Origin of the sequence: Psychroflexus sp. MES1-P1E (assembly GCF_002836055.1) — a bacterium.
Lineage (GTDB): Bacteria > Bacteroidota > Bacteroidia > Flavobacteriales > Flavobacteriaceae > Psychroflexus.
In genome coordinates this window covers 1-25,317 of record NZ_PJBS01000348.1, presented here as the reverse complement: position 1 = coordinate 25,317, position 25,317 = coordinate 1, and the positions used below count along the sequence as shown (strand labels likewise).

At 34.6% G+C, this 25,317-nt stretch carries 16 protein-coding genes; 11 read left to right on the top strand and 5 right to left on the bottom strand.

What is annotated here, in order from left to right:
• Positions 1 to 40: 40 nt before the first annotated feature.
• Positions 41 to 2,488, top strand: coding sequence for a ribonucleoside-diphosphate reductase subunit alpha (locus CXF67_RS15840; RefSeq protein ID WP_102089621.1), 2,448 nt, complete (start codon positions 41 to 43; stop codon positions 2,486 to 2,488).
• A gap of 409 nt (positions 2,489 to 2,897) precedes the next feature.
• Here CXF67_RS15840 and CXF67_RS15835 read toward each other — a convergent pair whose 3' ends face one another.
• Both CXF67_RS15835 and CXF67_RS15830 read right to left on the bottom strand, forming a co-directional pair.
• Entirely contained in the window at positions 2,898 to 4,886 is a 1,989-nt protein-coding gene (locus CXF67_RS15835; protein ID WP_102089620.1) for a M56 family metallopeptidase, read from the bottom strand.
• The gene (locus CXF67_RS15830) at positions 4,886 to 5,251 is read right to left on the bottom strand and encodes a BlaI/MecI/CopY family transcriptional regulator (RefSeq protein WP_102089619.1); all 366 of its coding nucleotides are present in this window, start codon (positions 5,249 to 5,251) and stop codon (positions 4,886 to 4,888) included. Before CXF67_RS15830 ends, CXF67_RS15835 begins: the two co-directional genes overlap by 1 nt.
• A gap of 288 nt (positions 5,252 to 5,539) precedes the next feature.
• On the opposite strand from CXF67_RS15830, the gene dgt reads away from it, so the two are divergent.
• Complete coding sequence (gene dgt, locus CXF67_RS15825) at positions 5,540 to 6,886, top strand: dGTP triphosphohydrolase (protein WP_102089618.1); 1,347 nt, start codon at positions 5,540 to 5,542, stop codon at positions 6,884 to 6,886.
• Between the two features lie 67 nt (positions 6,887 to 6,953).
• Here the strand turns inward: dgt and CXF67_RS15820 are convergent, their stop codons facing one another.
• From CXF67_RS15820 to CXF67_RS15810, 3 genes are all read right to left on the bottom strand, one after another.
• Positions 6,954 to 7,781 carry an alpha/beta fold hydrolase gene (locus CXF67_RS15820; protein WP_102089617.1) on the bottom strand — a complete coding sequence of 276 codons (828 nt, stop codon included), beginning with the start codon at positions 7,779 to 7,781 and terminating at the stop codon, positions 6,954 to 6,956.
• Positions 7,782 to 7,840: 59 nt separating this feature from the next.
• Positions 7,841 to 8,761, bottom strand: a complete 921-nt coding sequence (locus CXF67_RS15815; RefSeq protein ID WP_102089616.1) for a T9SS type A sorting domain-containing protein — start codon at positions 8,759 to 8,761, stop codon at positions 7,841 to 7,843.
• A gap of 90 nt (positions 8,762 to 8,851) precedes the next feature.
• Positions 8,852 to 10,144, bottom strand: coding sequence for an aminopeptidase P family protein (locus CXF67_RS15810; protein ID WP_102089615.1), 1,293 nt, complete (start codon positions 10,142 to 10,144; stop codon positions 8,852 to 8,854).
• A 230-nt stretch (positions 10,145 to 10,374) separates the two neighbouring features.
• Between CXF67_RS15810 and CXF67_RS15805 the strand changes: the two genes are divergently transcribed.
• From CXF67_RS15805 to CXF67_RS15765, 9 genes are all read left to right on the top strand, one after another.
• Positions 10,375 to 11,040: a succinate dehydrogenase cytochrome b subunit gene (locus CXF67_RS15805; protein ID WP_102089614.1), complete on the top strand. Its 666-nt coding sequence runs from the start codon at positions 10,375 to 10,377 to the stop codon at positions 11,038 to 11,040.
• An 11-nt stretch (positions 11,041 to 11,051) separates the two neighbouring features.
• The gene (locus CXF67_RS15800; protein WP_102089613.1) at positions 11,052 to 13,055 is read left to right on the top strand and encodes a fumarate reductase/succinate dehydrogenase flavoprotein subunit; all 2,004 of its coding nucleotides are present in this window, start codon (positions 11,052 to 11,054) and stop codon (positions 13,053 to 13,055) included.
• A gap of 7 nt (positions 13,056 to 13,062) precedes the next feature.
• Entirely contained in the window at positions 13,063 to 13,809 is a 747-nt protein-coding gene (locus CXF67_RS15795; RefSeq protein ID WP_102089612.1) for a succinate dehydrogenase/fumarate reductase iron-sulfur subunit, read from the top strand.
• A gap of 794 nt (positions 13,810 to 14,603) precedes the next feature.
• Entirely contained in the window at positions 14,604 to 16,937 is a 2,334-nt protein-coding gene (locus CXF67_RS15790; protein WP_102089611.1) for a hypothetical protein, read from the top strand.
• Positions 16,938 to 17,523: 586 nt separating this feature from the next.
• The gene (locus CXF67_RS15785; protein WP_102089610.1) at positions 17,524 to 18,828 is read left to right on the top strand and encodes an NAD(P)/FAD-dependent oxidoreductase; all 1,305 of its coding nucleotides are present in this window, start codon (positions 17,524 to 17,526) and stop codon (positions 18,826 to 18,828) included.
• Between the two features lie 2 nt (positions 18,829 to 18,830).
• Complete coding sequence (locus CXF67_RS15780; protein ID WP_102089609.1) at positions 18,831 to 20,417, top strand: 4Fe-4S binding protein; 1,587 nt, start codon at positions 18,831 to 18,833, stop codon at positions 20,415 to 20,417.
• A gap of 238 nt (positions 20,418 to 20,655) precedes the next feature.
• On the top strand, positions 20,656 to 22,914 hold the full coding sequence (gene katG, locus CXF67_RS15775; RefSeq protein ID WP_102089738.1) for a catalase/peroxidase HPI: 2,259 nt from the start codon (positions 20,656 to 20,658) through the stop codon (positions 22,912 to 22,914).
• A 333-nt stretch (positions 22,915 to 23,247) separates the two neighbouring features.
• On the top strand, positions 23,248 to 23,781 hold the full coding sequence (locus CXF67_RS15770; protein WP_102089608.1) for a hypothetical protein: 534 nt from the start codon (positions 23,248 to 23,250) through the stop codon (positions 23,779 to 23,781).
• On the top strand, positions 23,778 to 25,139 hold the full coding sequence (locus CXF67_RS15765) for a DUF5723 family protein (RefSeq protein ID WP_102089607.1): 1,362 nt from the start codon (positions 23,778 to 23,780) through the stop codon (positions 25,137 to 25,139). Before CXF67_RS15770 ends, CXF67_RS15765 begins: the two co-directional genes overlap by 4 nt.
• The last annotated feature ends 178 nt before the right edge of the window (positions 25,140 to 25,317 follow it).

Genomic DNA, 25,317 nt, shown 5'->3' with positions numbered 1-25,317 from the left:
CACAGAGTTACTTGCCTCTGTACCCTAAATACATTCGATTATGCACGTCATTAAAAGAAATGGACAAAAAGAACCTGTAATGTTCGATAAGATTACAGCTAGAATAAGGAAGCTGTGCTATGGCTTAAATCCATTGGTAGAGCCCGCAAAAGTAGCTATGCGTGTCATAGAAGGTCTTTATGATGGTGTGACCACAAGTGAATTGGATAATTTGGCTGCAGAAATTTCCGCTACTATGACTGTCAGCCATCCCGATTATGCTCAGCTTGCTGCTAGAATTTCTGTATCCAACCTTCATAAAAATACCAAGAAGTCTTTCAGTGAAGTGATGACAGATCTTTATGAGTATGTGAATCCTCGTAATAATAAAAAATCACCACTTATTGCTGATGACGTTTACAAGGTGATAGAAGAGCATAAAGATGAATTAGATTCTAGAATAATATATAGCAGAGATTTCAATTACGATTATTTTGGTTTTAAAACGTTAGAAAGATCTTATCTTTTAAAATTGAATGGTAAAATCGCAGAGCGACCTCAGCATATGTTAATGCGTGTTTCTCTTGGTATCCACGGTGAAGATTTAGAATCTGTGCTGGAGACTTACGAGTTGATGTCTAAAAAGTATTTTACTCATGCCACACCAACCCTTTTCAATTCTGGAACACCAAAGCCACAAATGTCATCTTGTTTCTTGCTTACTATGCAGGACGACAGTATTGATGGAATATATGACACTTTAAAACAAACCGCTAGAATTTCACAATCTGCCGGTGGAATAGGCTTATCTATTCATAACATAAGAGCTACCGGCTCCTATATCGCTGGTACCAACGGAACCTCCAACGGAATTGTCCCAATGCTTCGTGTATTCAATGACACTGCAAGATATGTGGATCAAGGTGGAGGAAAACGCAAAGGGTCATTTGCTATGTATGTAGAGCCGTGGCACGCTGATATTTTCAGTTTTTTAGACCTTAAGAAAAATCACGGTGCTGAAGAAATGAGAGCTCGTGACTTATTTTATGCGATGTGGATTCCAGACTTGTTTATGAAACGTGTAGAGGAAAATTCGACTTGGACTTTAATGTGCCCAAACGAATGTCCAAACCTTTATAATGTTCACGGCGAAGAGTTTGATGAGTTATACCTCAAATACGAACAAGAAAATAAAGGTCGTAAAACCATAAAAGCAAGAGAGCTTTGGGAGAAAATATTAGAATCTCAAATCGAAACAGGGACTCCCTACATGCTTTATAAGGATGCTGCTAACCGCAAATCCAACCAAAAGAATCTAGGTACCATTAGGTCTTCCAACTTATGTACCGAAATTATGGAGTACACAAGTCCCGATGAAGTTGCCGTCTGTAATTTAGCCTCTATTGCCTTACCTATGTTTGTTAAAAATGGTGAGTTCCAGCATAAAGAATTATATAAGATTACAAAGCAAATCATCAAGAACTTGAACAAGGTGATCGATAGAAATTATTATCCTGTAAAAGAAGCAGAAAATTCTAACTTTCGTCATAGACCTGTTGGTCTTGGTATCCAAGGCTTGGCAGATGCCTTTATTATGTTGAGAATGCCTTTTACGTCTGATGAGGCCAAAAAATTGAATCAAGAGATTTTTGAGACTTTATATTTTGCAGCCGTAGAATCCTCTATGGAACTGGCCAAAATAGAAGGGCCTTATTCCTCTTTTGAGGGGTCGCCAATCAGCAAAGGAGAATTTCAATATAACCTTTGGGGTCTAACCGATAATGACACAAGCGGGCGTTGGAATTGGAGTAAATTGAGAGAGAAAGTAATGAAGCATGGAGTACGTAACTCTTTACTTATGGCGCCAATGCCAACAGCATCTACATCTCAAATCCTAGGAAACAACGAAGCTTTTGAACCCTATACGTCCAACATTTATACCAGACGTGTACTCTCTGGAGAGTTCATTGTTGTCAACAAACACTTATTAAAAGACTTAGTCAGTCTTGGCCTGTGGGATGATGATCTTAAAGATGCCATCATGAGAGCTAACGGATCTGTTCAAGGCATTGATATTATTCCAGATGACATCAAAGAACTGTATAAAACCGTTTGGGAATTGTCTATGAAAGACATTATAGATATGTCAAGACAACGTGGGTACTTTATAGATCAGTCTCAATCCTTAAATTTATTTATGGAAGGAGCTACGTTCGCTAAACTTACGTCTATGCATTTCTATGCTTGGAAAAGTGGTCTAAAAACTGGAATGTATTACTTGAGAACAAAGTCTGCAGTAGATGCGATCAAGTTTACCTTGAAAAGTGAAAAGAAAGAAAAAGAGGCGCCTAGCCAAGTGGTACAAAATGCTGCAAAGACATATGAGCAAGCTCAAAGCCAATCCATAAAAGTCTCTGACGATTCATCATTAAGCCCAGAAGAATTGAAGGCATTAATCAAGCAGTCTAAAGAGTCTGAAGATGACGATTGTGAGATGTGTGGGTCTTAATAAACAGTGCACTTAATTACAAACCCCCAGCAAATTTTTTATTTACTGGGGGTTTTCCTTTGAACTAATACCAAATTAAATTTATAATGTCGTATAAATAAATTGAATTATTTTTTGACTAATTGAAGTTAAAAATAATTAGCATAGCCTTAGTTATGGTAATTATTTTTAATAAAAAGCAGGCGAAAAAGAAATGAATTATTGCGACATTATAGGTTTAAATTGGTATAATTTCGCTAAAAAACCAAATCGCCTCAAAACTTATAGTCCTGTCATTCTTGCCCTTCTTGTCATTCTGAATTCATTTCAGAATCAGTTCATGATCAATTTGAATAAAGACCTTGAAACAAGATCAAGGTGAAAAGAAAAGTTTTGAAACGGTTTTTTCTTTAGGTAAATCACTAGATTATTATTCTTTGACTTCTTTTTTGATCGTAATTTTTATTAATCCATCAACTTTTTTAGGATCGAATCCTGCTTCTTCTATAGCTTCAATAGATTTTATAATAAATACAGATTCTATTTGATTGTGATTAATCTCAGAGATTTTTTTCTTAACAACTTCTTTTCCATCAAGTATGTAGATTGCTGATTCTTTATTGCTTAGTAATGATCTAAATGCATCATAAGAATTTTCTGATTCTGATGCATTGGTAGTATTCACTTTTTTACTGGTTATTTTTATTAAACCATCAACGAAATTTGGATTATACCCTGCAGCTTTTAAGTCTTCTTTAGACTTCACTACATTGATGGAATCAATTTCTTTAGGATCGATGACCGTCATTTGGCTTTCATCTATTTTTTTACCGTCTAAAATAAATACACTATTTTCATCGTTAAATTTCTTCCGCTTTTGTGAATCATCATTTTTTGATGCGCGGCTAACATTATCTGAAATTTTGAAATCACTTATTTTCATCATGGTAACTTTATATTCAGATGTTAATCTGATATATATAAACTCATCAAGAACTCTATTTGCTGATGTGGTTTTAAGCTCTTTAAGGAGGTCGGAGATATCAGAAAAATAAGGCTGGGAAAATTCAGATTTAGTAGTTACGGATAAGGTCTTCGACTTGTTATTATAAGAAGAAGTCTCTACTGGGATATAGTTGCCTACAAGTTCTTCTTTATCTATCTTTTTTCCATTAATGATAAAGTTCTCTGCGTTCTTTATCGTCTCATAATTCATTTTTGAATCCATTTCAGTTTTAGATCTAGTTCCTACACCAAATGGAACCTCGGTATCTTCAGAGAAATCTCTAAAAAAGTAAACCGGTCTCGAAGCAACATCAGAAGAATTTACAGACCCACTGAAACCTTCATTAGTTTCTACAGACAGGAAAATTGAAATCAATTTGCCGTTAACTCCAAATTTAGCATCAGAAAAGGTCATATCAATGTCGAAATCTTCTTTTAGAAATGAAACGTCAGACTCTATTATTTCTATGGTAGTATTAGCATCGTAGGTGATTTCAATTTTATTTACTCTAGTTTTTGTAGGATTAACAGAAGGGGTGACTTGGGCTTTGGTTTCGACTTGAAAAAGAAGAAAGAAAACGACTAATAAAGGGGAAACGATAAGTAGTTTCCATACTGATTGTGGTTGATTGTTTTTATTGAGCATAGCGATTCTTTTTTTAATGGGGGATTGATGAAAGGAATGTTGTAATTGTGATTTGAAATGTTGCTGTGTTATCTTATACAGTGTCATTTGATAGTCTGCCTTTGCAGTTTCTGATACTGCTTTGGCATCAGCTTCGTATTCTAAATTTAAGACCAAACTTTTCTGATACAACCAAGCAAATGGATTGAACCAAAAGAAACTGTTGTAAACATGTGACAAAAGAATATCAAAACTGTGTTTATAGATCACATGTGCTTTTTCGTGAGCTAAAATAAGTTTCATTTCCTCTTTAGAATAGAGGTTTGAATCATAAACAATATAATTCAAAAAGGAAAAGGCTCCTTCTGGAATGGATTGGTTCACATGAACAATGCCCTCTTTTTTAAATGCTTTAGCACTGTTCAAAAACTTTAAAAGTTTGTAGAATTTGACGACTAAGAAGGCTGTAAACATCAGAGAAATACTTACGTATATAAGTTCGATCACGGAATTCTCAGTCATAAAAGACCAAAACAATTCCATCCTAGTTCTTGAAACTTCTGTAGTTGCAAATTCAGACGAGGACGGAATAAGACTAGACTCTATAAAATTTATTTCTTCGATTTTGGTAAATGTAAAGAGCGGTAAAATCAAGCTAAAAATATAACCTAAATGAAGGTAAGCTCGCTTTAATCTATGATAAGTTTCAGCTTCCAAAAAGAGGCTGTAAATCACCCAAAAAAGCGTCAAAATGCAAGAAACTTTAGCTAAGTATATCAACAAGTCCATTAGCTTTTGTTTTTAATAAGTTCTAAAATATCTTCTAGGTCCTTTTTGGTTATTTTCTCTTGTTGAGCAAAAAAAGATACCATGTTTTTATAGGAGCCCTCAAAAAACCGCTTTGAATTTTGATCCATAACCGTAGTGCTGTATTTTTCTCTCTCCACAATAGGGTAGTATTGATGGCTTTTACCATAAGACGTATAGGACACAAAACCTTTATCTTCCAATTGTCTTACGATGGTAGAAATCGTATTATAATGGTTCTTACCTTGAAGTTCAGAAACGATTTCTTTAACAAAAGCCTTTTCGAGCTTCCACAAAACACTCATCACTTCTTCTTCTTTAAGGGTGAGTTTTTCCAAATTTTTCATGTGATTTTATATTTATACTTTAAATGTAAACTATAAAATCAGTTATATAACTATAAACCCAGTTTTTAACATATTTCTGAATTTTTGCTACTTAGAAATCATATTCTTTGTTGGCAGCCTCCCTTTTAAGATTCTTTTGAAATTACTACCAAATAGAGAATTGAACATCTCCACTTAGTTCTTAGAGAAGTAGGTTTCACTCATCCTAAAAATAGCTCCCTAAATATGGTTTTATTTTGTGGGGAATCACTTTCTAGAATTCCTTACATTTGACACAAAATAAAACGCATGCCAACTTGGGAATCTCTTTTATCACTTAAACGCCATGGCGACACCAATAAACGCATACGCAAAGAACAAGATGATACTCGTTTAGGGTTTGAAGTCGATTATGATCGTGTTATTTTTTCTTCCGAATTTAGAAGTTTACAAGATAAAACTCAAGTGATTCCCCTATCTAAAACCGACTTTGTTCATACGCGTTTAACACACAGTCTAGAAGTTTCTGTTGTTGGCAGATCTTTAGGTCGTTTAGTGGGAAAGAAGGTGTTGGAAAAACACCCACAACTTCAAGGCACCCATGGACACCATTTTAATGATTTTGGGGCTATTGTAGCAGCTGCGGCTTTAGCTCATGATATTGGGAACCCTCCTTTTGGTCATAGTGGAGAACGCGCTATTGGAGATTATTTTAAATTTGGAAATGGCAAACGATTCAAATCCAAATTATCGGATGTTGTTCATGAAGATTTATCCAAGTTTGAGGGGAACGCTAACGGATTCAAACTCCTTTCTGAAGACAAATGTGGTTCCCCAGGCGGTCTTCGGCTTTCCTATGCAACTTTAGGAGCCTTTACCAAGTATCCAAAAGCCTCACTTCCACATAAACCCACCCAACAAGTCGCCGATAAAAAGTTTGGATTCTTCCATCAGCAGCTGGAAAAGTTTCGAGATGTTGCGGAAGAATTGGGTTTACAAAGCGTTATGGAAGGGGGCAATATTCGCTACAAGCGTCATCCTTTAGCTTTTTTGGTAGAAGCGGCTGATGATATTTGTTATACCATAATCGATTTTGAAGATGGAATCAATTTAGGTTTAATTCAAGAGGAATTTGCCTTAGAGTATTTGTCCAAAATTGTTCATAAGAATATAAATACGACCAAGTATTCACAGCTTTCTACTACCAAAAATAGAATTAGTTATTTAAGGTCTTTGTCTATAGGCGCACTAATTGAAGATGTTGTCGCTCTTTTCATGGAGAATGAAGAAGCTATTTTAAATGGAGATTATCACACGGCTTTGCTTGACAAATCCACGTACAAAGTTCAAATAGAGGATATTATCAAGATCAGTATTAAAAATATTTACCAAAGTCAAGAGGTTTTGGACAAAGAAATTGCGGGCTATAAAATATTGACTAAGATTTTAGACGATTTTACCATAGCTGTAGAACACGATCACGCAGGGGAGGCCAGTAGTTTTGATAAATTGATTTTAAAAAATTTCCTCAAAGACTTCGACTTTTCTGAAGCTAAACTTGACGATTGGCTTGTAGATGTTTGTTCTCATGTCGCTTCACTTACCGATAGTAATGCCCTTAGAACTTATCGTAAATTAATAGGAAGTGACTTCTAGGAACTAGATCAAGCCCACTAGATCCTTAATTTGAATTTTATAATAATTGTGTGACCAGTTCACACATTCATTGTTGTGATAAAAACCTTTTTAAAGTGTTCAACAGCACATCTGGATGTTCAATATAAGACATATGGCCTCCTGGTAAAACTTCAACTTTAGTACGTGTAGCGTGAGCAACTGCTTTAGTAGCATCAACCTCTATAACTCCGTCTAGAGCACCTAAGACTATAAGACTCTTATCGTTCACTTTCTTTAGTACGTCTACTCTTTCTTTTCGATCTCGTAAACCTTTTAGCGTATTGATAATTCCTTTTTGTGAACAGTATTTGGCTTCAAGGATAGCGGTATTGATTTCAGAAGAAAACCGGTCTTGGTCTTGAGGTAAGAACAAGTGTTTTATAGCCATAGTTACAAAAGCTTGTGGGTATTTTTGTATCATCACTATCGCTCTATTCCGCTCTTGCTTCCGAATTTCGGAGTCTGCTAAAGGGGTAGAATTTAAAAGTAGTATTTTATTGATTTGTTCAGAACCCGCCTGCGTGTCTTGGGTTTGCAGGCTTGATTGCCCAAGACACAATTCAGCTAAAGCTAAAGCCACATAACCTCCCATAGAATGACCGATAAGACTAACTTTTTGAAGGTTTTCAAATTGGATTAAGGCTAAAAGGATTTCAGCATAATCCTCCATCGTATGGATATATCCAATCGCTTCGGTCTCGCCATGGCCTGGCAAATCTACCGCCAATACCCTATAGTTTTTGGAAAGCTCACGCTGAAGAGTCGCCCACATATTTTTATTTTCTAAAAATCCGTGGATTAAAATAAGAGGCTCGCCAGAACCTATAGAGGAATAGTGAATTGGCGTTTGTTTATAAGTAAAGTTCATTGTCATAAAAAACCCTGTTATTTTTGCAAGGGATAAATTTTAAATTCAGGGATTTTTTAAACATGCTATTTTTTTACGAATTTATGAATTATACTATTTTTATCCGTGTCAAGTTTAATAAAGTAAATACCAGGACTTAAATGAGAAACATCAATCTGATTTGAATTAGCAAGTGAAGTAGTCATCACCCTTTTTCCTCGGGTGTTAAACAATTCAATAGGATTAACTATGTTTCCATGAGTATCAATATTTAATTTATCAAACGTTGGATTTGGATAAATTGTATATTGGTTCTCATCAAAAGTTTCGTTGCTTAAATTTTGAATGTCTACCAACTCACAAGTTACCCAATCATTGCTTGTATCTTCAATATCTAAATCCCAAATTTCATCAATCCTAAACACTTGATCTCCATCTTTTTCAACACATACTGTAAAATATGTAAAAAAATAATCAAATCCCTCAGGAAGAGGAACTTGTTCATTGAACATCAGTGGTAATACCCCTTCTTTGAAAAATATTTCATCTTGCCAAGAAGTTTCAAAATATATAATTTTATAATTGCCATCATAGACTATGTCACTAACAGTAACCGTGTTATCATCGCCTTCAAAAAAAGTTGAAAAAATATCAGTAGTGTCTCCAATTTCTAGTGATAAATCTGCTATTAAATAGTCCTCAGCATCAATTGTTGGCCGATACCATAATTTACCTTCTTCAAGATCCTCCCTATAATAAAAAGAAATGGGGGGTTCCGTTTGATTATACTTGAAGTGATCTGCTTTTTTCAAAATTTCACCATCTGCTGAAACAACTTCTGTTGTGATAGAAAGAGAATCTAAAAATCGGGAGCATCCACAAAGCGTGCCGGGATTATGAAGATATATAACATGTGTCTCTTCTTCGCCAAAAAAAGATTGATAATTTTGAGCATTTACTGAAATCAAAAATAGGAGAAAAAAGTTTAACAGGAATAAAGTTTTCATAATTAGTCCTTTAAAAATAACAATAAAGTTAAGATATTTTTATCTAATATGTTAATATATTGATAGTTGAAAATTTATTCCCATTTTCCCTTAAGAATTCATCAAATCCTCTATCTCTTCAATTTCGATAGGAATATTAGCCATCAAGTTTTTGGGAGTCCCATTTTCTTGTATAACTACATCGTCTTCTAGACGAATACCCATATTTTCCTCTGGCAGATAAATTCCTGGTTCCACAGTGAAAACTTGGTTAGCTTTCATCGGTTCGTTAAGTAGACCATAATCATGTGTGTCTAGTCCAATATTATGAGACGTTCCGTGCATAAAGTATTTCTTATAGGCAGGCCAATCTGGGTTTTCATTTTGAATATCTACCTTGTCTAACAATCCAAGATCTATCAACTCGGAGGTCATTAGTTTCCCCACCTCAACATGGTAATCTTTCCAAATAGTACCAGGAACCAATAGATTGGTAGCTTCTTTTTTGACTTTATTTACCGCATTATAAATTTGCTTTTGTCTATCACTAAACTTTCCAGATACAGGAATAGTACGAGTCATATCACTCGCATAATTCGCATACTCTGCCCCAACATCTATCAAAATTAAATCACCAGTATTCAACTGTTCTTTATTTTCTATATAATGAAGTACGGTTGCGTTTTTCCCTCCTGCGATAATAGGTGTATAGGAAAAACCTCGAGATTTATTCATCAAAAATTCATGCATAAACTCAGCCTCCAACTCATACTCCCATTGGCCAGGTTTGGTATAATTTAAAATTCTTCTGAAACCTTTTTCAGTAATAGTGCAAGCTTTTTGCATCACTTCTAGTTCTAAAGGATGCTTGATAGAGCGCAAGCGTTGTAAAATAGGATTGCTTTTGGCCACTTGATGGGCGGGGTAGTTTTCTTTTAACCACTTATTAAATCGATCTTCACGAGTTTGGGTGGCATGATCTGCCCGATAGTGCTCGTTGGTATTCATATATACCAAGCCGCATTGGGTCATCAATTCATTAAAAACTTTAGGGAAGTCTTTTAACCAATATACCGTTTTTATCCCTGTGTTTTGAAGCGCTTTTTCTTCATTGAGTTTTTCTCCTTCCCAAACCGCTATATGCGGATTGGTCTCTGTCAGAAATAAAACTTCTCTGTGTTTAGGATTTGGAGCATCAGGAAATAATACCAAAATACTTTCCTCTTGGTCTACACCACTGAGGTAGTAAATATTTCGATCTTGTTGAAAAGGAATGGTACTATCTGCACCAATTGGATATGTATCGTTAGAATTGAATACTGCCAAGCTGTTAGGCAGCATCTGACTCATGAAATTTTTTCTATTCTGAATGAACAAGTCAGATTTTATAGGTTCGTATCTCATAATTTTAATTTTTTCCAAAGGTAAGAAATGGAAGGTGAAAATTGTATTTGTTAGGTTTTAAGTGGTGACTAAAAGTTTTCAAGACACAAATTGGGTGATAAAACTCAAAGGTTTTCGTAAAATCAATTCAATAGACTTTAAAACTATTCTAAATTATGGCTAAACAACTGGCTTTATTTGCTTGCGAGCTCTAGGTGGTGTATTTTTGTGTTATAATTAAATAAAGACTTATGGCTGGAATAAGCAAAACATCAATAGCAAGGAAATTTGCTATGGCTCTATCAGGACTATTTCTAGTCCTTTTTTTAGCTCAACATTTTACAATAAATTTTACATCGGTAGTAAGTCCATCCACTTTTAATGAAATATCCCATTTTATGGGGACTAATTTTGTGGTCCAAGCGATTTTACAACCTATTTTAATTTTGGGAGTTGTATTTCACTTTATCATGGGATTTGTCCTAGATATTAGAAATAGAAAAGCAAGGTCTGTGAGTTACGCCAAATTTAACGGTGGTTCCAATTCTTCTTGGATGTCTAGAAACATGATTATTTCTGGGAGTGTAGTATTACTATTTTTAGGCTTACACTTTTACGATTTCTGGATTCCAGAATTGGTTCATAAATACGTTGAGAGCCATCCTGATGATCCAACACGTTACTACAACGAAACCGTAGCGAAATTTACTGGAGATCCGATACGAACAGGTTTGTATGCATTATCATTTTCTTTTTTAATGCTTCACTTACTTCATGGCTTTGCCTCTTCATTCCAATCTGTTGGTTTCAACAACATGTATTCAAAAGCTCTAAAGGTCTTTACAAAAGCTTTTGCAATTGTTATCCCAATGGGATTCGTTTTTATTGCTATATTTCACTACTTTAATAACTTATAAGCGAAAGGATTATGACAGTTTTAGATTCAAAAGTACCAGAAGGACCCATTGAGAAAAAATGGACCAAACATAAAAATGAAATCAATCTTGTTAATCCTGCCAACAAACGTAATATTGACATTATAGTTGTTGGAACTGGGTTAGCAGGAGGTAGCTGTGCAGCAACATTAGCAGAACTTGGATATAATGTAAAAACATTTTGTTTTCAAGATTCGCCAAGACGTGCACACTCTATTGCAGCTCAAGGAGGAATTAACGCCTCAAAAAATTACCAAGGTGATGGAGATTCCGACTACAGATTATTTTATGACACGGTAAAAGGTGGCGATTATAGATCTCGAGAAGGGAATGTCTACAGACTCGCCGAAGTATCTAGTAATATTATTGACCAATGTGTGGCACAAGGTGTTCCTTTCGCAAGAGAATATGGGGGTTTGCTAGACAACAGATCATTTGGAGGAGTATTGGTATCAAGAACTTTTTACGCCAAAGGTCAAACAGGTCAACAACTTTTACTTGGAGCTTATTCAGCAATGAATAGACAGATTAACAGAGGTAAGATTCAATCTTTCACTAGACATGAAATGATGGATTTGGTTTTGGTTGATGGAAAAGCAAGAGGAATTATCGCTAGAGATTTGATATCTGGAGAAATTGAAAGACATTCTGCGCATGCTGTGGTCTTAGCCTCTGGTGGTTATGGGAATGTGTTCTATTTATCTACCAATGCTATGGGTAGTAATGTGACGGCCGCTTGGAGAGCTCACAAAAAAGGAGCCTTTTTTGCAAATCCATGCTTTACACAAATTCACCCTACTTGTATTCCTGTTTCAGGAGATTTACAGTCAAAATTAACCTTGATGTCTGAGTCGTTAAGAAACGACGGACGTATTTGGGTTCCTAAACATAGTAAAGATGCTGAAGCTATCCGAGAGGGTAAGTTAAAGCCAACTGAACTTGGTGAAGAAGATAGAGATTATTATTTAGAGAGAAGATATCCAGCTTTTGGAAATCTTGTTCCACGTGATGTTGCTTCTAGAGCAGCAAAAGAACGTTGTGATGAAGGCTATGGTGTAAACAAAACCGGACAAGCTGTTTATTTGGACTTTAAAGCTGCCATTGAACGTTATGGTAAAGAAAAAGCCTTCATATCTGGACACAAGAAACCAGGTAAAGAAGAAATTATAAAATTGGGTGAAGAAGTTATTGAGTCTAAGTATGGTAACCTATTTGAGATGTATGAGAAAATTACGGATCAAAACCCATACAAAACTCCAATGATGATTTTCCCTGCGGTTCACTATACAATGGGTGGTCTTTGGGTAGATTACAACTTGATGACAACAATTCCTGGATGTTATGCTACTGGAGAAGCTAATTTCTCTGATCACGGAGCAAACAGATTAGGAGCTTCTGCCCTTATGCAAGGTTTAGCAGATGGGTATTTTGTCTTGCCATATACCATTGGTGATTACTTATCAGATGATATTAGAACTGGCAGCATTTCTACAGATACTGAAGAGTTTGAGAAAGCAGAAAAAGAGGTAAAGGAAAGAGTTCAAAAACTTTTTGCTGCCAAAGGCAAGAATCCTGTTGACTATTACCACAAGAAATTAGGGAAAATTATGTGGGACAAATGTGGAATGTCTCGAAACATAAAGGATCTTAAAGAAGCCCTAGAGGAAATTAAAGAACTAAGAGATGACTTCTGGGCCAATGTAAAAGTAACCGGTAAAGAAGGGACTAAAAATTCTGAATTAGAGAAAGCAGGACGAGTTGCAGATTTCCTTGAACTTGGAGAACTTTTCGCTAAAGATGCTTTAGAAAGAAATGAATCTTGTGGGGGTCACTTTAGAGAAGAATACCAAACAGAAGATGGTGAGGCTTTAAGAGATGATGAAAATTATCGATTTGTTTCAGCATGGGAATTTGTTGGTAACCCTAGAGATGCGAAACTTCATAAAGAAGAATTGATTTTTGAGAATATTGAATTAAAAACAAGAAGCTATAAATAATTGAATTATGAAGCTTAATTTAAAAATATGGCGTCAAGAAGATGCCAAAGATAAAGGAGGATTTCAAAATTATAAAGTAGATGGTATCGATGGAGATATGTCTTTCTTAGAAATGCTAGATGTTTTAAATAATACTCTAGTAGAGGAAGGGGTTGACCCCGTTGAATTTGACCATGACTGCAGAGAGGGAATCTGTGGATCGTGTTCGCTCCAAATTAATGGAGAACCTCATGGACCCGATAGACGAGTCACTACATGTCAACTCCACATGAGAAAGTTTAAGGATGGAGATGATATTGTTATAGAGCCGTTTAGAGCTACTGCTTTTCCTGTCATCAAAGATTTAGTCATTGATAGGTCTGCTTTTGATAGAATTCAACATGCCGGCGGTTACATATCGGTTAACACGTCTGGTAATACTCAGGATGCCAACAGTATTCCTATAGAAAAAGATAATGCAGACGATTCGTTTTATGCGGCGACTTGTATAGGTTGTGGTGCGTGTGTGGCTGCTTGTAAAAATGCGAGTGCGATGTTATTTACCGCAGCAAAAGTTTCACAGTTTGCTTTATTACCTCAAGGGGAAGTAGAAGCTCACGAACGTGTACTCAGCATGGTAAACCAGATGGATAAAGAGGGATTTGGTAACTGTACCAACACAGGAGCCTGCGAAATAGAATGTCCTAAGGGGATTTCTCTTGAGAATATCGCTAGATTGAATAGAGAGTATCTAGGAGCTAGTTTCTCTGGATAACTTCGATTTAAAATAAGGTATACTCATTAAGCTAAAAAAGCAGGAATTCTAAAAGTTCCTGCTTTTTTAGTGATCAAAGAATTCTATTTGATTAAGTTTTCTAAGACCCTAAATTGCATAATTTTCCTAAGAATTTTATGGATTTGAAATTGAGCATTAATTTTTAAACAATTAATATCTGTCTCGTTTTATGATACAGGTACTTTAGTTTCAAAGGGAGAAGTGGTTTTATGTACTAGTTACTCTAGTTCTAATGAGCCCCATCATATAATACCAATTTAGTTTTTAAATGTTTTATTAAATAGTTGAATTATACTACGACGTAGCTCAGCACAGGTTTTTTACTTAGTTGAGGAGAAAAATATAAGCATAGCCTTAGCTACAGTAATTCTTTTTGATAAAATGCACGGAAGAAAGAAACGATTTATTGCGATAGGATAGGTCTAAATGGGTAAAAGTAGCCTACTAGAATTTGCTAGTTTTTAGATTCAACTGATACAAATAACGAGTAAAAAATAATTGATTTTTTTTTTGAGAAGATTCGATAAGGCCTTAAAAAATGAAACAGTTTCATTTGGTAAAGATTGGAATCTATTATTTTCTAAAATTTAGAGCAATTTTTTTATTGCCAAAGATTTTATTATATTTAGTATTCTTATTTAGCTTATTAGTTTTATAATTTATTTTGAACCCCACGGATAACCATATTCTCGGTAGTTATTAAGTACTAGTGAATTTGATTAATGAATAATTTACTTGGTATAAGTAGCGAGTTTATTTAAAAAACTATCATTATGAAATTTAGTTCACTCAGCCTTTTATTTTTTTTCATCCTATCTGCAAATGCTCAAGACGTATTTTTAGAAAAATATAAAGATTATTTCGAGTTACCCCGTGAATCCATATTTGTTCATACAAATAAGTCGGTGTTTACAGCTGGAGAGTATTTATGGTATAAAGGTTATGCTATCGATAGAACTAATGGGAAATTAAGCGATAACGTAAGAAATATTCAGGTCTTTGTTTATGATAGCATTGGTAATTTAATTGATAAATCAATGGTACTTGCAAACAACGGTATTTTCTTTAATCAAATTAAAATAGATAGTACGTTTACACCAGGGCGCTACTATTTTAAGGCGATGACTAATTACATGAATAATTTTAAGGAATCTGATGCTTATTTTCAAAAGTTTGAGGTCATCGATGAGGTTGTGAGATCTAAAACAAAAGCTCAAGATATTGAAGTAGTTATTCGTCCTGAAGGACAAGAAATCGTTTATGGTTTAAATTCTAATTTGGGTATAAAAATTACTAACGATATAGGCAACCCTGAAGAATCAACTCTTATACTATTTGAAAATAATACCCCAATAAAAGAATTTACAACTAGTAAATTGGGTTTAGCAAGAATGAATTTTAGACCACTTAAAAATAAAACCTACAAAATAGAAGTCATAACAAAAGGAGGCTTTAAGAAGATCATCCCGATTGAAGATATAAAATCTAAAGGTAATTCTCTTGACCTTATCAATTTAAAAAAACACATCTATTTAAATATTGAGACCACATCTATTAAAGAACATGAAAAATGGCAATTGTTTATTTTTAAGGATCAAAACTTTATTTCATTCAATATTGAAATGAATAATTCTGAGAAGTCAATTGCGATAGAAAAAGATAAACTTTTTGTTGGCCTAAATACAATTCAACTCTTAAAGGATGGTAAAGCTGTATTAGAACGCATGTATTTGAATGAAACTACAGATGAAACTGAATCTAAAGTTGACTATACACTAAAGCAAGTCGATAAACAAGATTCTATAATTTTAAGTTTAAACTTCAAAAATAATAGTAAATTAATGCTTAGTGCCTCCATACTACCAAAAGAAAACATCACTTATAGGTCGCCGCAATCTATTATTAAAACATTGAGATTAAATCCTTACATAGATAATAATGACTTTAAATCTTTTTTTGATTATACGTCGCTATCAAGTTTAAATGAGTTGGATGTACTATTGTTAATGTCAAAAAGTCTATACACAACTAACCTTGAATTATCTGAACCACCTACACTTCAATATAAACGAGAGAACGGTTTTGACCAAATCTTGTATTTGATAGATAAAATAAAAAAAGATGATGACCTTATGGTAGGTATAGCCTCTAGATTTAATAAGGACTATAGTTTAAAACTTGATTCATCAAGGGTCTTTTTTTTAAAAAATAAATATCCAGTGATTGGAGAAAAACTTGAATATACTGCTGTAAACAAGCTAGGCAATTTTAAAGCACCAAAATTAACTTTGAAAACTCGTGTAATTTTTAATAACCAACATCCTGTTTTATTTGAAGAGCTTGACACTTTACCATTTTTAAAAGATATTTCATTATCTAAAAATAGAGTTGCAGCTAATTTCACCAAAACAAATGAACTTAAGGAAGTCATTATTTTAGCACCAAAAAATAAAGAAGAAAAAATAGATCGATTCATTCGAGGTACTAGAGAAGAAATTACTGAAGATATAGTTAATGAATATTTAAAACTTTCAGCTTATCTAGCTGCAAAAGGTTTTAGAGTAAATGAAAACTATGGTGCATTCGGAGAAGTGTTTGAAGTTCATAGGTTAAGAAATCGAAGTCAAGGTTTAGGAGATATTGGACAAGTTGGATTCATATTAGACGGCACTAGATTTAAAAATGCTTCATTTCTATCCAATGCTCGATTGGATCAATTTGAATCAATTACAATTAATAAAGACGGCTTTGGAGAAGGCTTCTTTGGACAAGGCGGAATTATAGCACTTGAAAGCCGTAAAACACCTCTTTATGATAAAGATAATGGAGGAGTGTTTACCTCAATAGATGTAAAGGAAGGTTATAATGAAATAAAAAAATACACTAACCCAAATTATACATCTTACAATAGCGAAACATTTAAAAGACTTGGCTCTATAGCCTGGTTTCCTAATATAGTAGTTCAAGGAGGAACCCAGAATAATAATAGTGTTGATTTGAAAGTGGTGGATACTAAACTTAAAGAAGGTATTATTTATATTGAAGGTATTTCAGAAGATGGCCAATTACACAGTTACAGAATCCCTATTAAATTGAATAACAATTAGACTGGATATTTTAAACTATCTGTAAAAAGAAGAGTAAGTGGTGTTCTTTAAAAAATGAATCACAGCTTAAGAAATATAAAGGATGATATAAATTCTAAGTTAATGTAACTATTAGGTTTGTGTTTGGTGTATCAATTGTTTCAATTATATTCGATAGGAATATCTTTGAGGGTAGCAATAAAGCAGTATTTTTTTCAATATTATTTAGTTTGATTACTTTAAACCTTATAAGGATATCAATTTCTAAAGTCTCATCAGATTAAGATGAGGGTTTGAAAATCCTATATTTGTAATGGATCAATTATTATGTAATGCAGAAGTTGCATTTATGACTTGAATTCAGCAATTGAAAAAACCTACTTTATTAAAGAATATATTTCTATATATAAATGGGACTTTACCTTTAGTAGTGGACTCAAATTCCTGAAGCGCTTTTTGATAAAGTGTCTTGAGAAGTGCTTTAAAAATTTTATGAATAGTACTTATTAATACATCAATAAAATTTTGAGATTGCTGTATTTTTAAATAAATTTAGTAATTTTAACATCATACCCACGACTAATATTTTAATTAAAACCTGTGAAATTTGAAACAAGAACATATTGTCATCATCGGGAATGGTATATCAGGAGTGACTTTAGCTAGGCATATTCGAAAATTATCCAATCAGCGTATTACCTTAATTTCTTCTGAAAGTGAACATTTCTTTTCTAGAACCGCTTTGATGTACGTTTATATGGGTCACATGAAATGGAATCATCTTAAGCCATATGAAGATGGATTTTGGAAAAAAAATAGAATAGACATTAAGCAGGCTTATGTTTCTGCCGTTGATCATAAAAACAAAGAGTTACAGCTAGAATCAGGAGAAGCATTTTCTTATGATAAGCTTGTCATTGCTTGTGGCTCTAAATCAAACAAATTCGGTTGGCCTGGTCAAGATTCCGATGGTGTTTTGGGCCTTTATAGCAAACAAGATTTAGAGTCTCTAGAAGTTCATGCCCCAAATAAGGAGGTATGCAAGAGAGCCGTTATCGTTGGTGGTGGTTTAATAGGAATTGAATTAGCAGAAATGCTTGCGACTAGAAATATCCCTGTTACTCTATTGGTTAGGGAGAGCCATTTTTGGAACAATGTGCTACCTGATGAAGAAGCAAAGCTTATTGACAGACATATTCGAGAGCATCATATCGACTTAAGATTAGAAACTAATCTTGAAGAAATCAGTGCAGATAAAACAGGTAGAGTTAAGGCTATAAAAATTAAAGAAACAGGAGAGGTTTTGGAGTGTGATTTTGTAGGGCTAACGCCTGGGGTTTCACCAAATATCGATTTCCTTAACTCCAGTGATATCGAATTAAATCGAGGAGTTTTAGTGAACCGAAATCTGGAAACCAGCGTAGAGGATATTTATGCTATTGGAGACTGTGCCGAGCAAAGGCAGCCTATCGGAAATCGTCCATCAATTGAAGCGGTCTGGTATACCGGTAGAATGATGGGAGAGACTTTGGCTCAAACACTCTGTGGTAATCTTAGAGAATACAAGCCAGGGCATTGGTTTAATTCGGCTAAGTTTTTCGATATCGAATATCAAACATATGGTTGGGTATTTAACCAACCTAAGGAAGGACAAACTGATTTTTATTGGCAACATACCGACGGAAAAAAATGCATACATATCCAGTATGAAATTGAATCGAGGATTTTTAAAGGAATAAACACCTTTGGGATTCGACTACGCCATGAAGTTTTTGATCGCTGGTTAACTGAGAAAGCTACAGTTGACGAGGTTATTAAAAACCTGAAGTCGGCTAACTTTGATCCTGAATTTTTTAAGTCTTATGAGAAAGAAATTCAAAATAAATTTCAACATACACTAAAAACAATCTAATTATGAGTGAATATGTAAACATGTCTGTTACAGGCAACTCGCCAGAAGCTTTAAATGTCCAGCAAAAACTATCTTCTGCATTAGGATTGTTAGGTGTTTCTATAATGGTCTTATCGGGTTTCAATATTCAATTTCAACCTAAAATTGTTTGGGTGAGTTTGTCGCTTATCATGGTTTTCGCAGGGATTTTTTGGTATTCCAAAGTGAGTTATGGTTATATGACTGAAGGTATCAAAAACGATCGGGTTTATTTTAAATCTCTAACCAACCGTGGATTCTGGGCTTATATTTTAGGCTTAGTCTTGACAGGATTTTATATTGTGCTTTATTTTTATCCTAGCTGGATAGGATTGAGTAGCGATGGAGAAAATACAGGAGTTGTAGCTTTGTTTGATCCGTTAAGCAAAGCTATAAGCGGGAATGCAGCAAGCCAATGGTTTGTCTACGGAACCTTGTACACCCTAGCTATTGTTGGTTTTGGTGTAAAATTCCTATGGAAATATCGTCATAATCGCTATCAACGCTTACGCACATTTTCAGTTATGTTTTTCCAATTGGGATTTGCATTTTTAATTCCTGAGCTGATGTCAAGACTCAACGGAGATGATTTTTCATTACCCTATTATAACTTCGTCAACATATGGCCATTAAACTACTATAATTTTGAGCAGTATAGAGTCGATCAGTATATAAATGCGGGAAATGTTGGGATTGGATTACTTATTTTTGGAGTTCTTTCTATCCTTATTATTACTCCTATTCTAACTTATAAATATGGTAAGCGCTGGTATTGTTCTTGGGTGTGTGGCTGTGGAGGATTAGCAGAAACTGCGGGAGATTCTTTCCGCCATTTGAGCGATAAATCCCAGTCTTCTTGGAAATTGGAGCGCTGGTTAGTCCATACAGTTGTTGTTTTTGTTGTCATAATGACGACGGCAGTTGTTTATTCATATCTAAATACTGATAAGTATTGGTTGTCTGGTACTGCTTTCCTTATAAGTGTAGCAAGTTTACTGACGATGGTCTTTACTTGGACGATGCTTTATAAGCGTGAAGAACTGCAAAACGATGCTAAATATGGGGCTATTGGTTTTTTTGTCGTTATACTTTCCTTGTTGGGACTTCACTTTTCTGAACTTATAGATAAGGTTTTTTTATTTGAAGCGGAAACCCTAAGATCAACCTATGGTTTTGTAATTGGTGCTATTTTTTCTGGAGTTGTAGGGGTGGGCTTTTACCCTATTTTTGGGAATAGAGTTTGGTGTAGATTTGGATGTCCTATGGCTGCTATTTTAGGATTTCAACAGCGCTTATTTTCAAAATTCAGAATTACGACCAACGGTGGTCAATGTATTTCCTGTGGAAACTGTACTACGTATTGTGAGATGGGAATAGATGTGAGAGCCTATGCGCAAAAAGGAGAAAATATAGTTAGATCCTCTTGTGTGGGTTGTGGAATTTGTGCCTCAGTCTGTCCAAGAGGAGTTTTAAAATTGGAGAATGATACACCAGTTGGCAGAATCAATTCAAAAGAAATCCTTCTTGGAAATGATGTGGATTTGATGGACTTGGTGAATCATAATAAGTAAAATAATTTTACAGTATAATTTAACTCCTTCTCGTAATATTGGGAAGGAGTTTTTGTTTTATTTCAAAAAAACATCAATTCTTTAGGAATACATTTATTAATTTATTTATTTTTAAGAAATATTTAATTATTAAAATATTAATTAGTTTTACTTATGATTATATAAAATATATAAATTAAACTTATAGTGTCTAAGTTTTCCATTTTGTTTCCTTTACTCAAAATTAAATACGCTTATGATGGAAGATATGAAAAGTTCTAAAGACGGCTCAAAAGCAAAGGCTGGGGACGTGAATTCCTCTCCCGCGAAATGTCCGTTTTTAAATGGCGATATGAAGGAGGCTGCTGGTAGTGGTTCCGGTAATAAAGACTGGTGGCCAAACTCTTTAAATATAAATATACTTAGGCAAAACTCATCAATGGCTAGCCCAATGGATGAGGATTTCGATTATGCGGAAGAGTTTAAAACCCTAGATCTTAAAACTGTCAAAGAAGACTTAAAAGAACTTATGACAACTAGCCAAGAGTGGTGGCCAGCAGACTATGGGTACTATGGTCCATTTTTCATAAGAATGGCCTGGCATGCGGCGGGAACTTATAGAATTCAAGATGGTCGCGGTGGAGCTGGAACTGGTTCTCAACGTTTTGCACCGCTTAATAGTTGGCCAGATAATGCTAACCTTGATAAAGCAAGATTATTACTTTGGCCAATAAAAAAGAAATACGGTAGAAAACTATCTTGGGCAGATTTAATCGTGCTAACAGGAAATGTAGCTCACGAATCTATGGGCCTTGAGATGCAAGGTTTTGGTGGTGGACGTGAAGATATATGGCAACCCGAAGAGGATGTGTATTGGGGATCTGAAAAAGAATGGTTAGACAATGATGAACGATACTCAGAAGGAGAATTAGAAAATCCATTAGGAGCTTCTCATATGGGGCTAATTTATGTTAACCCAGAAGGACCAAACGGAAAACCAGACCCTATAGGTGCAGCTCATGATATTCGAGTTACTTTTGGTCGAATGGCTATGAATGATTATGAGACCGTAGCTTTAATTGCTGGAGGGCACACCTTTGGTAAAACTCACGGTGCTGCAAATGATTTGGAATATGTAGAAGCTGAACCAGAAGGCGCACCAATCGAAATGCAAAGTATGGGTTGGAAAAATAACTACAAAAGCGGTAAAGGTGAAGATACAATCACCAGTGGACTTGAAGGTGCATGGACCGACACTCCAACCAAGTGGAGTCATAAATATTTTGAAAACTTATTCAAATTCGATTGGGAATTGACCAAAAGTCCAGCAGGCGCACACCAATGGAAGCCAAAAGACAATGGAGGAGCGGGAACTATCCCAGACGCACACAATCCTACTAAAAAACATGCTCCATTTATGTTGACTACTGATATCGCTTTGAAGGAAGATACTGCTTATGAAAAAGTATCCAGACATTTTTATGAAAATCCAAATGAATTTGCTGAAGCGTATTCCAAGGCTTGGTTTAAGTTAATGCACCGTGATATGGGACCAATTGATCGTTACTTAGGGACAGATGTCCCAAAAAAACAAGAGAACTGGCAAGATCCTATACCTGCTGTAGATCACGAATTAATCAATGATAAAGACGGTGCAGAATTAAAATCTAAAATTTTGAATTCTGAGTTATCCATTTCTGAATTGGTTTCTACAGCTTGGGCATCGGCTTCTACCTTTAGGCATTCCGATAAGCGTGGTGGTGCAAATGGTGCCCATATAAGACTTGAGCCACAAATAAATTGGGCAGTCAATTCTCCAAAACAATTGTCTAAAGTTCTAGAGGTTTTGACTAAAATTCAATCTGACTTTAATGCGTTGCAAAAAGAAAATAAAAAAGTTTCCATGGCAGATTTAATTGTACTAGGGGGGAACGCCGCTATTGAGAAGACTGCTGAAGCTGGAGGGAATTATATTCAAATTCCGTTTTATCCTGGACGAACAGATGCCTTAAAAGAGCAAACTGAGATTGACTCATTTGATGCTTTGGAGCCAATGGCTGACGGATTTAGAAATTATTCCAAAGGATATCTTAAAGTTACTGATGAAGAATTGCTCATAGATAGGGCCAACTTGTTGACTTTGACAGCTCCAGAAATGACAGTGCTTATTGGAGGTATGAGAGTTTTAAATACCAACTATAATCACTCTAAACATGGTGTTTTTACAAATCGTCAAGGTGTTTTAACAAATGACTTTTTTACAAATCTACTGGACCTTGGAACAACTTGGAAATCTAGTAATGAAGAACAAACTTTGTTTGAAGGGAGTGACCGTAAAACTGGGGAGATAAAATGGACAGGAACACGAGCTGATCTTATTTTTGGATCCAATTCAGAATTAAGGGCTCTTGCTGAAGTTTATGGATCTTCAGATTCTGAAAAAAAGTTTGTCAAAGATTTTGCATCTGCTTGGAATAAAGTCATGAATTTAGATCGATATGATTTACACCAAATTTGAATTAGAGTCAAGAGGTGGTTTGAAAACGAACTGCCTCTTTTTATTTAGAACCTAAGGAGACGTTACAACGTAAATAGTTTAAACCTATTTAGAACCTGGTTCTACTGTTTTCAAGTTTATTTCTTTAGAAAGCTACTCTAAAAAGTTTATACTTTTTGAATACCTGCATAAGAGGCAAATAGAAGTATTTAATTTAGCATAAAGACACTTTACGATTATGAATAGGTTCAGAATTCAATATTTAATATTATTTTTATAGAAATTACAGCAATTTTTATGTAGAAGTAAGCGTTTTAAATAACTTGCTAGGGTAAATTGACTTATTTTAAAAATATGAAATACTTACTTATTATATGTGTCGTTTTCTTAGGGTGCACAGACAATAGACCTCTAGACTCAGATGATTTTGAATTGAGTCCAAGGTTTGAAGTTAACTTGTTTCAAATTCAGTATCCAGCTCTACTTATCAATGTTGGAAATAATTCTATCCCTTCTCCTAATACTATCCGCCAATTTGTGAATACCGATTTTCTAAATGAGCAGTTTAATGCGGATTATTTAAAATCTCTAGAATTTAAGTTTTTAGCAGAGAACAGTATCGATACACCACAAACTTTTGAGTTTATTTTCTTTGATGCCGATGGCGTTGAAACTTTGACAATTACACATAGTATAGAAGAAGGTGATGAGTCTACCCCAAAAACAGGGAGGTTTGCAAACTTATATACTACACAATCTGACATAGAAAAAATAACAAACAGTGTAGAGTTAGAAGTTGTTTTTAGTCAGCCTTTATCAGCGGATAATAACGGTATAATGAACCTTGAGTGTGTCATTGAGGCTAGTTATCTTTATACAAAAGGATGAAGTTTATACCTTTTCTTTTTTTTGTTTTAATATCCAATACTCTACGGAGTCAAGACAATCATTTGCTCTACAACCAAAGGCATAATCCGCAATCTTTGATGCTGAATCCAGGAGCTGCTTATGAAAAAACAGACTTTCATATCGGAGTCCCTATACTTTCTAATGTTTATGCTTCTGTTGGAAACACGGTGCTCAATGTAGATAATCTATTCAACACTAGAGATTTCAATACCAATGTGGCAGCATCTCTAGATCGTATATCAGCTAAAGATTTTGTGGCTTTTAATCAAAGAATTGATCTTATTAATTTTGGTTGGAAAAGTAATTCGCGTTACTATACTGCCGGAGTATATCAGGAAAGTGATGCTGTATTAAATTTTCCAAAAGACTTATTGCAACTTGCTTATTATGGAAATGTTGGTCAAAATAGAAGTTATGATATTGGACAAATCAACTTCAGAGGAAACCTGCAGACCGTATTTCATTTTGGAATTAATCAACAAGTAAATGACGATTTACATATCGGAGTGAGAAGTAAGCTCTACACTTCGAGTGTTAATATAAAATCAGTAAGAAATACTGGGCGCTTTATATCCAGGGAGAATCAGCAAGGGTTTTTACTCAATCAAAGCATAAGCGATTTGAACTTAAATTTTCAAAGTACAGGTTTGCAAAGTCTTGATCAACTGGTTCCTGGGAATATACTCATTGGTTCTAACTATGGAGTAGGCTTTGATTTTGGAATATCTTATTTTTTAAATGAGAGGCTAGAATTCACAGGGAGTATTTTAGACCTTGGTTTTATTCGTTTTACAAAAGACACCAGTCAAGACGTTTATGAAGGTTCTTTTGATTACGGTGGTCTTGGTATCGAGTTCCTTGATTTTGAAAGTGATGAAGATTTGATTGATTATTATCAAAATTTGCTTGATGATATTGAAGCGAATTTATTGGGAGAGACTACTTCTGGATCATATACATACGTTCAACCAACTAAAATAAATTTAGGATTGAGTTATAATTTTGGAAAAGAAGCAAGGCCATGCACTTGCAGTCTAAAGTCAGTGGCAAAGCCCTCAGGTAACCAAACTTTAAGTCTGCACGCTTTTAGTATGGTAAGTGCTGGGAATCTATTTTACAGTCTCAATGGAATCTACCAGCGGAGCTTTTGGAAAGTATTGTATGCAAAGGTGAGTTTAGGGATAGACCAATTTAATAGACCAAATTTTGGAGGAGGGTTGGCTCTAGATGTATGGAAGTTTAACCTATCTCTAAATGTAGATCGCTTAAATCATTTTAATAACATTTATAATGCCGAGGCTCTAGCTTTTCAGTTTGGTCTAAACCTAAAACTTTAAGGCCTTTTTTTGAATCTAACCACATATCCTAAGCCTTCAACAGCTATCTAATATTCCGAGGTATTCTTATAGGTCACAGTTCCTTGAATATGTTTAAAACCTAAAGAGGTCAAATCTAGTTTTACGCCTTTAGCTTCTTGAGAAGAAGCTTTACCGAGTTAACCAATGCAAATATCTT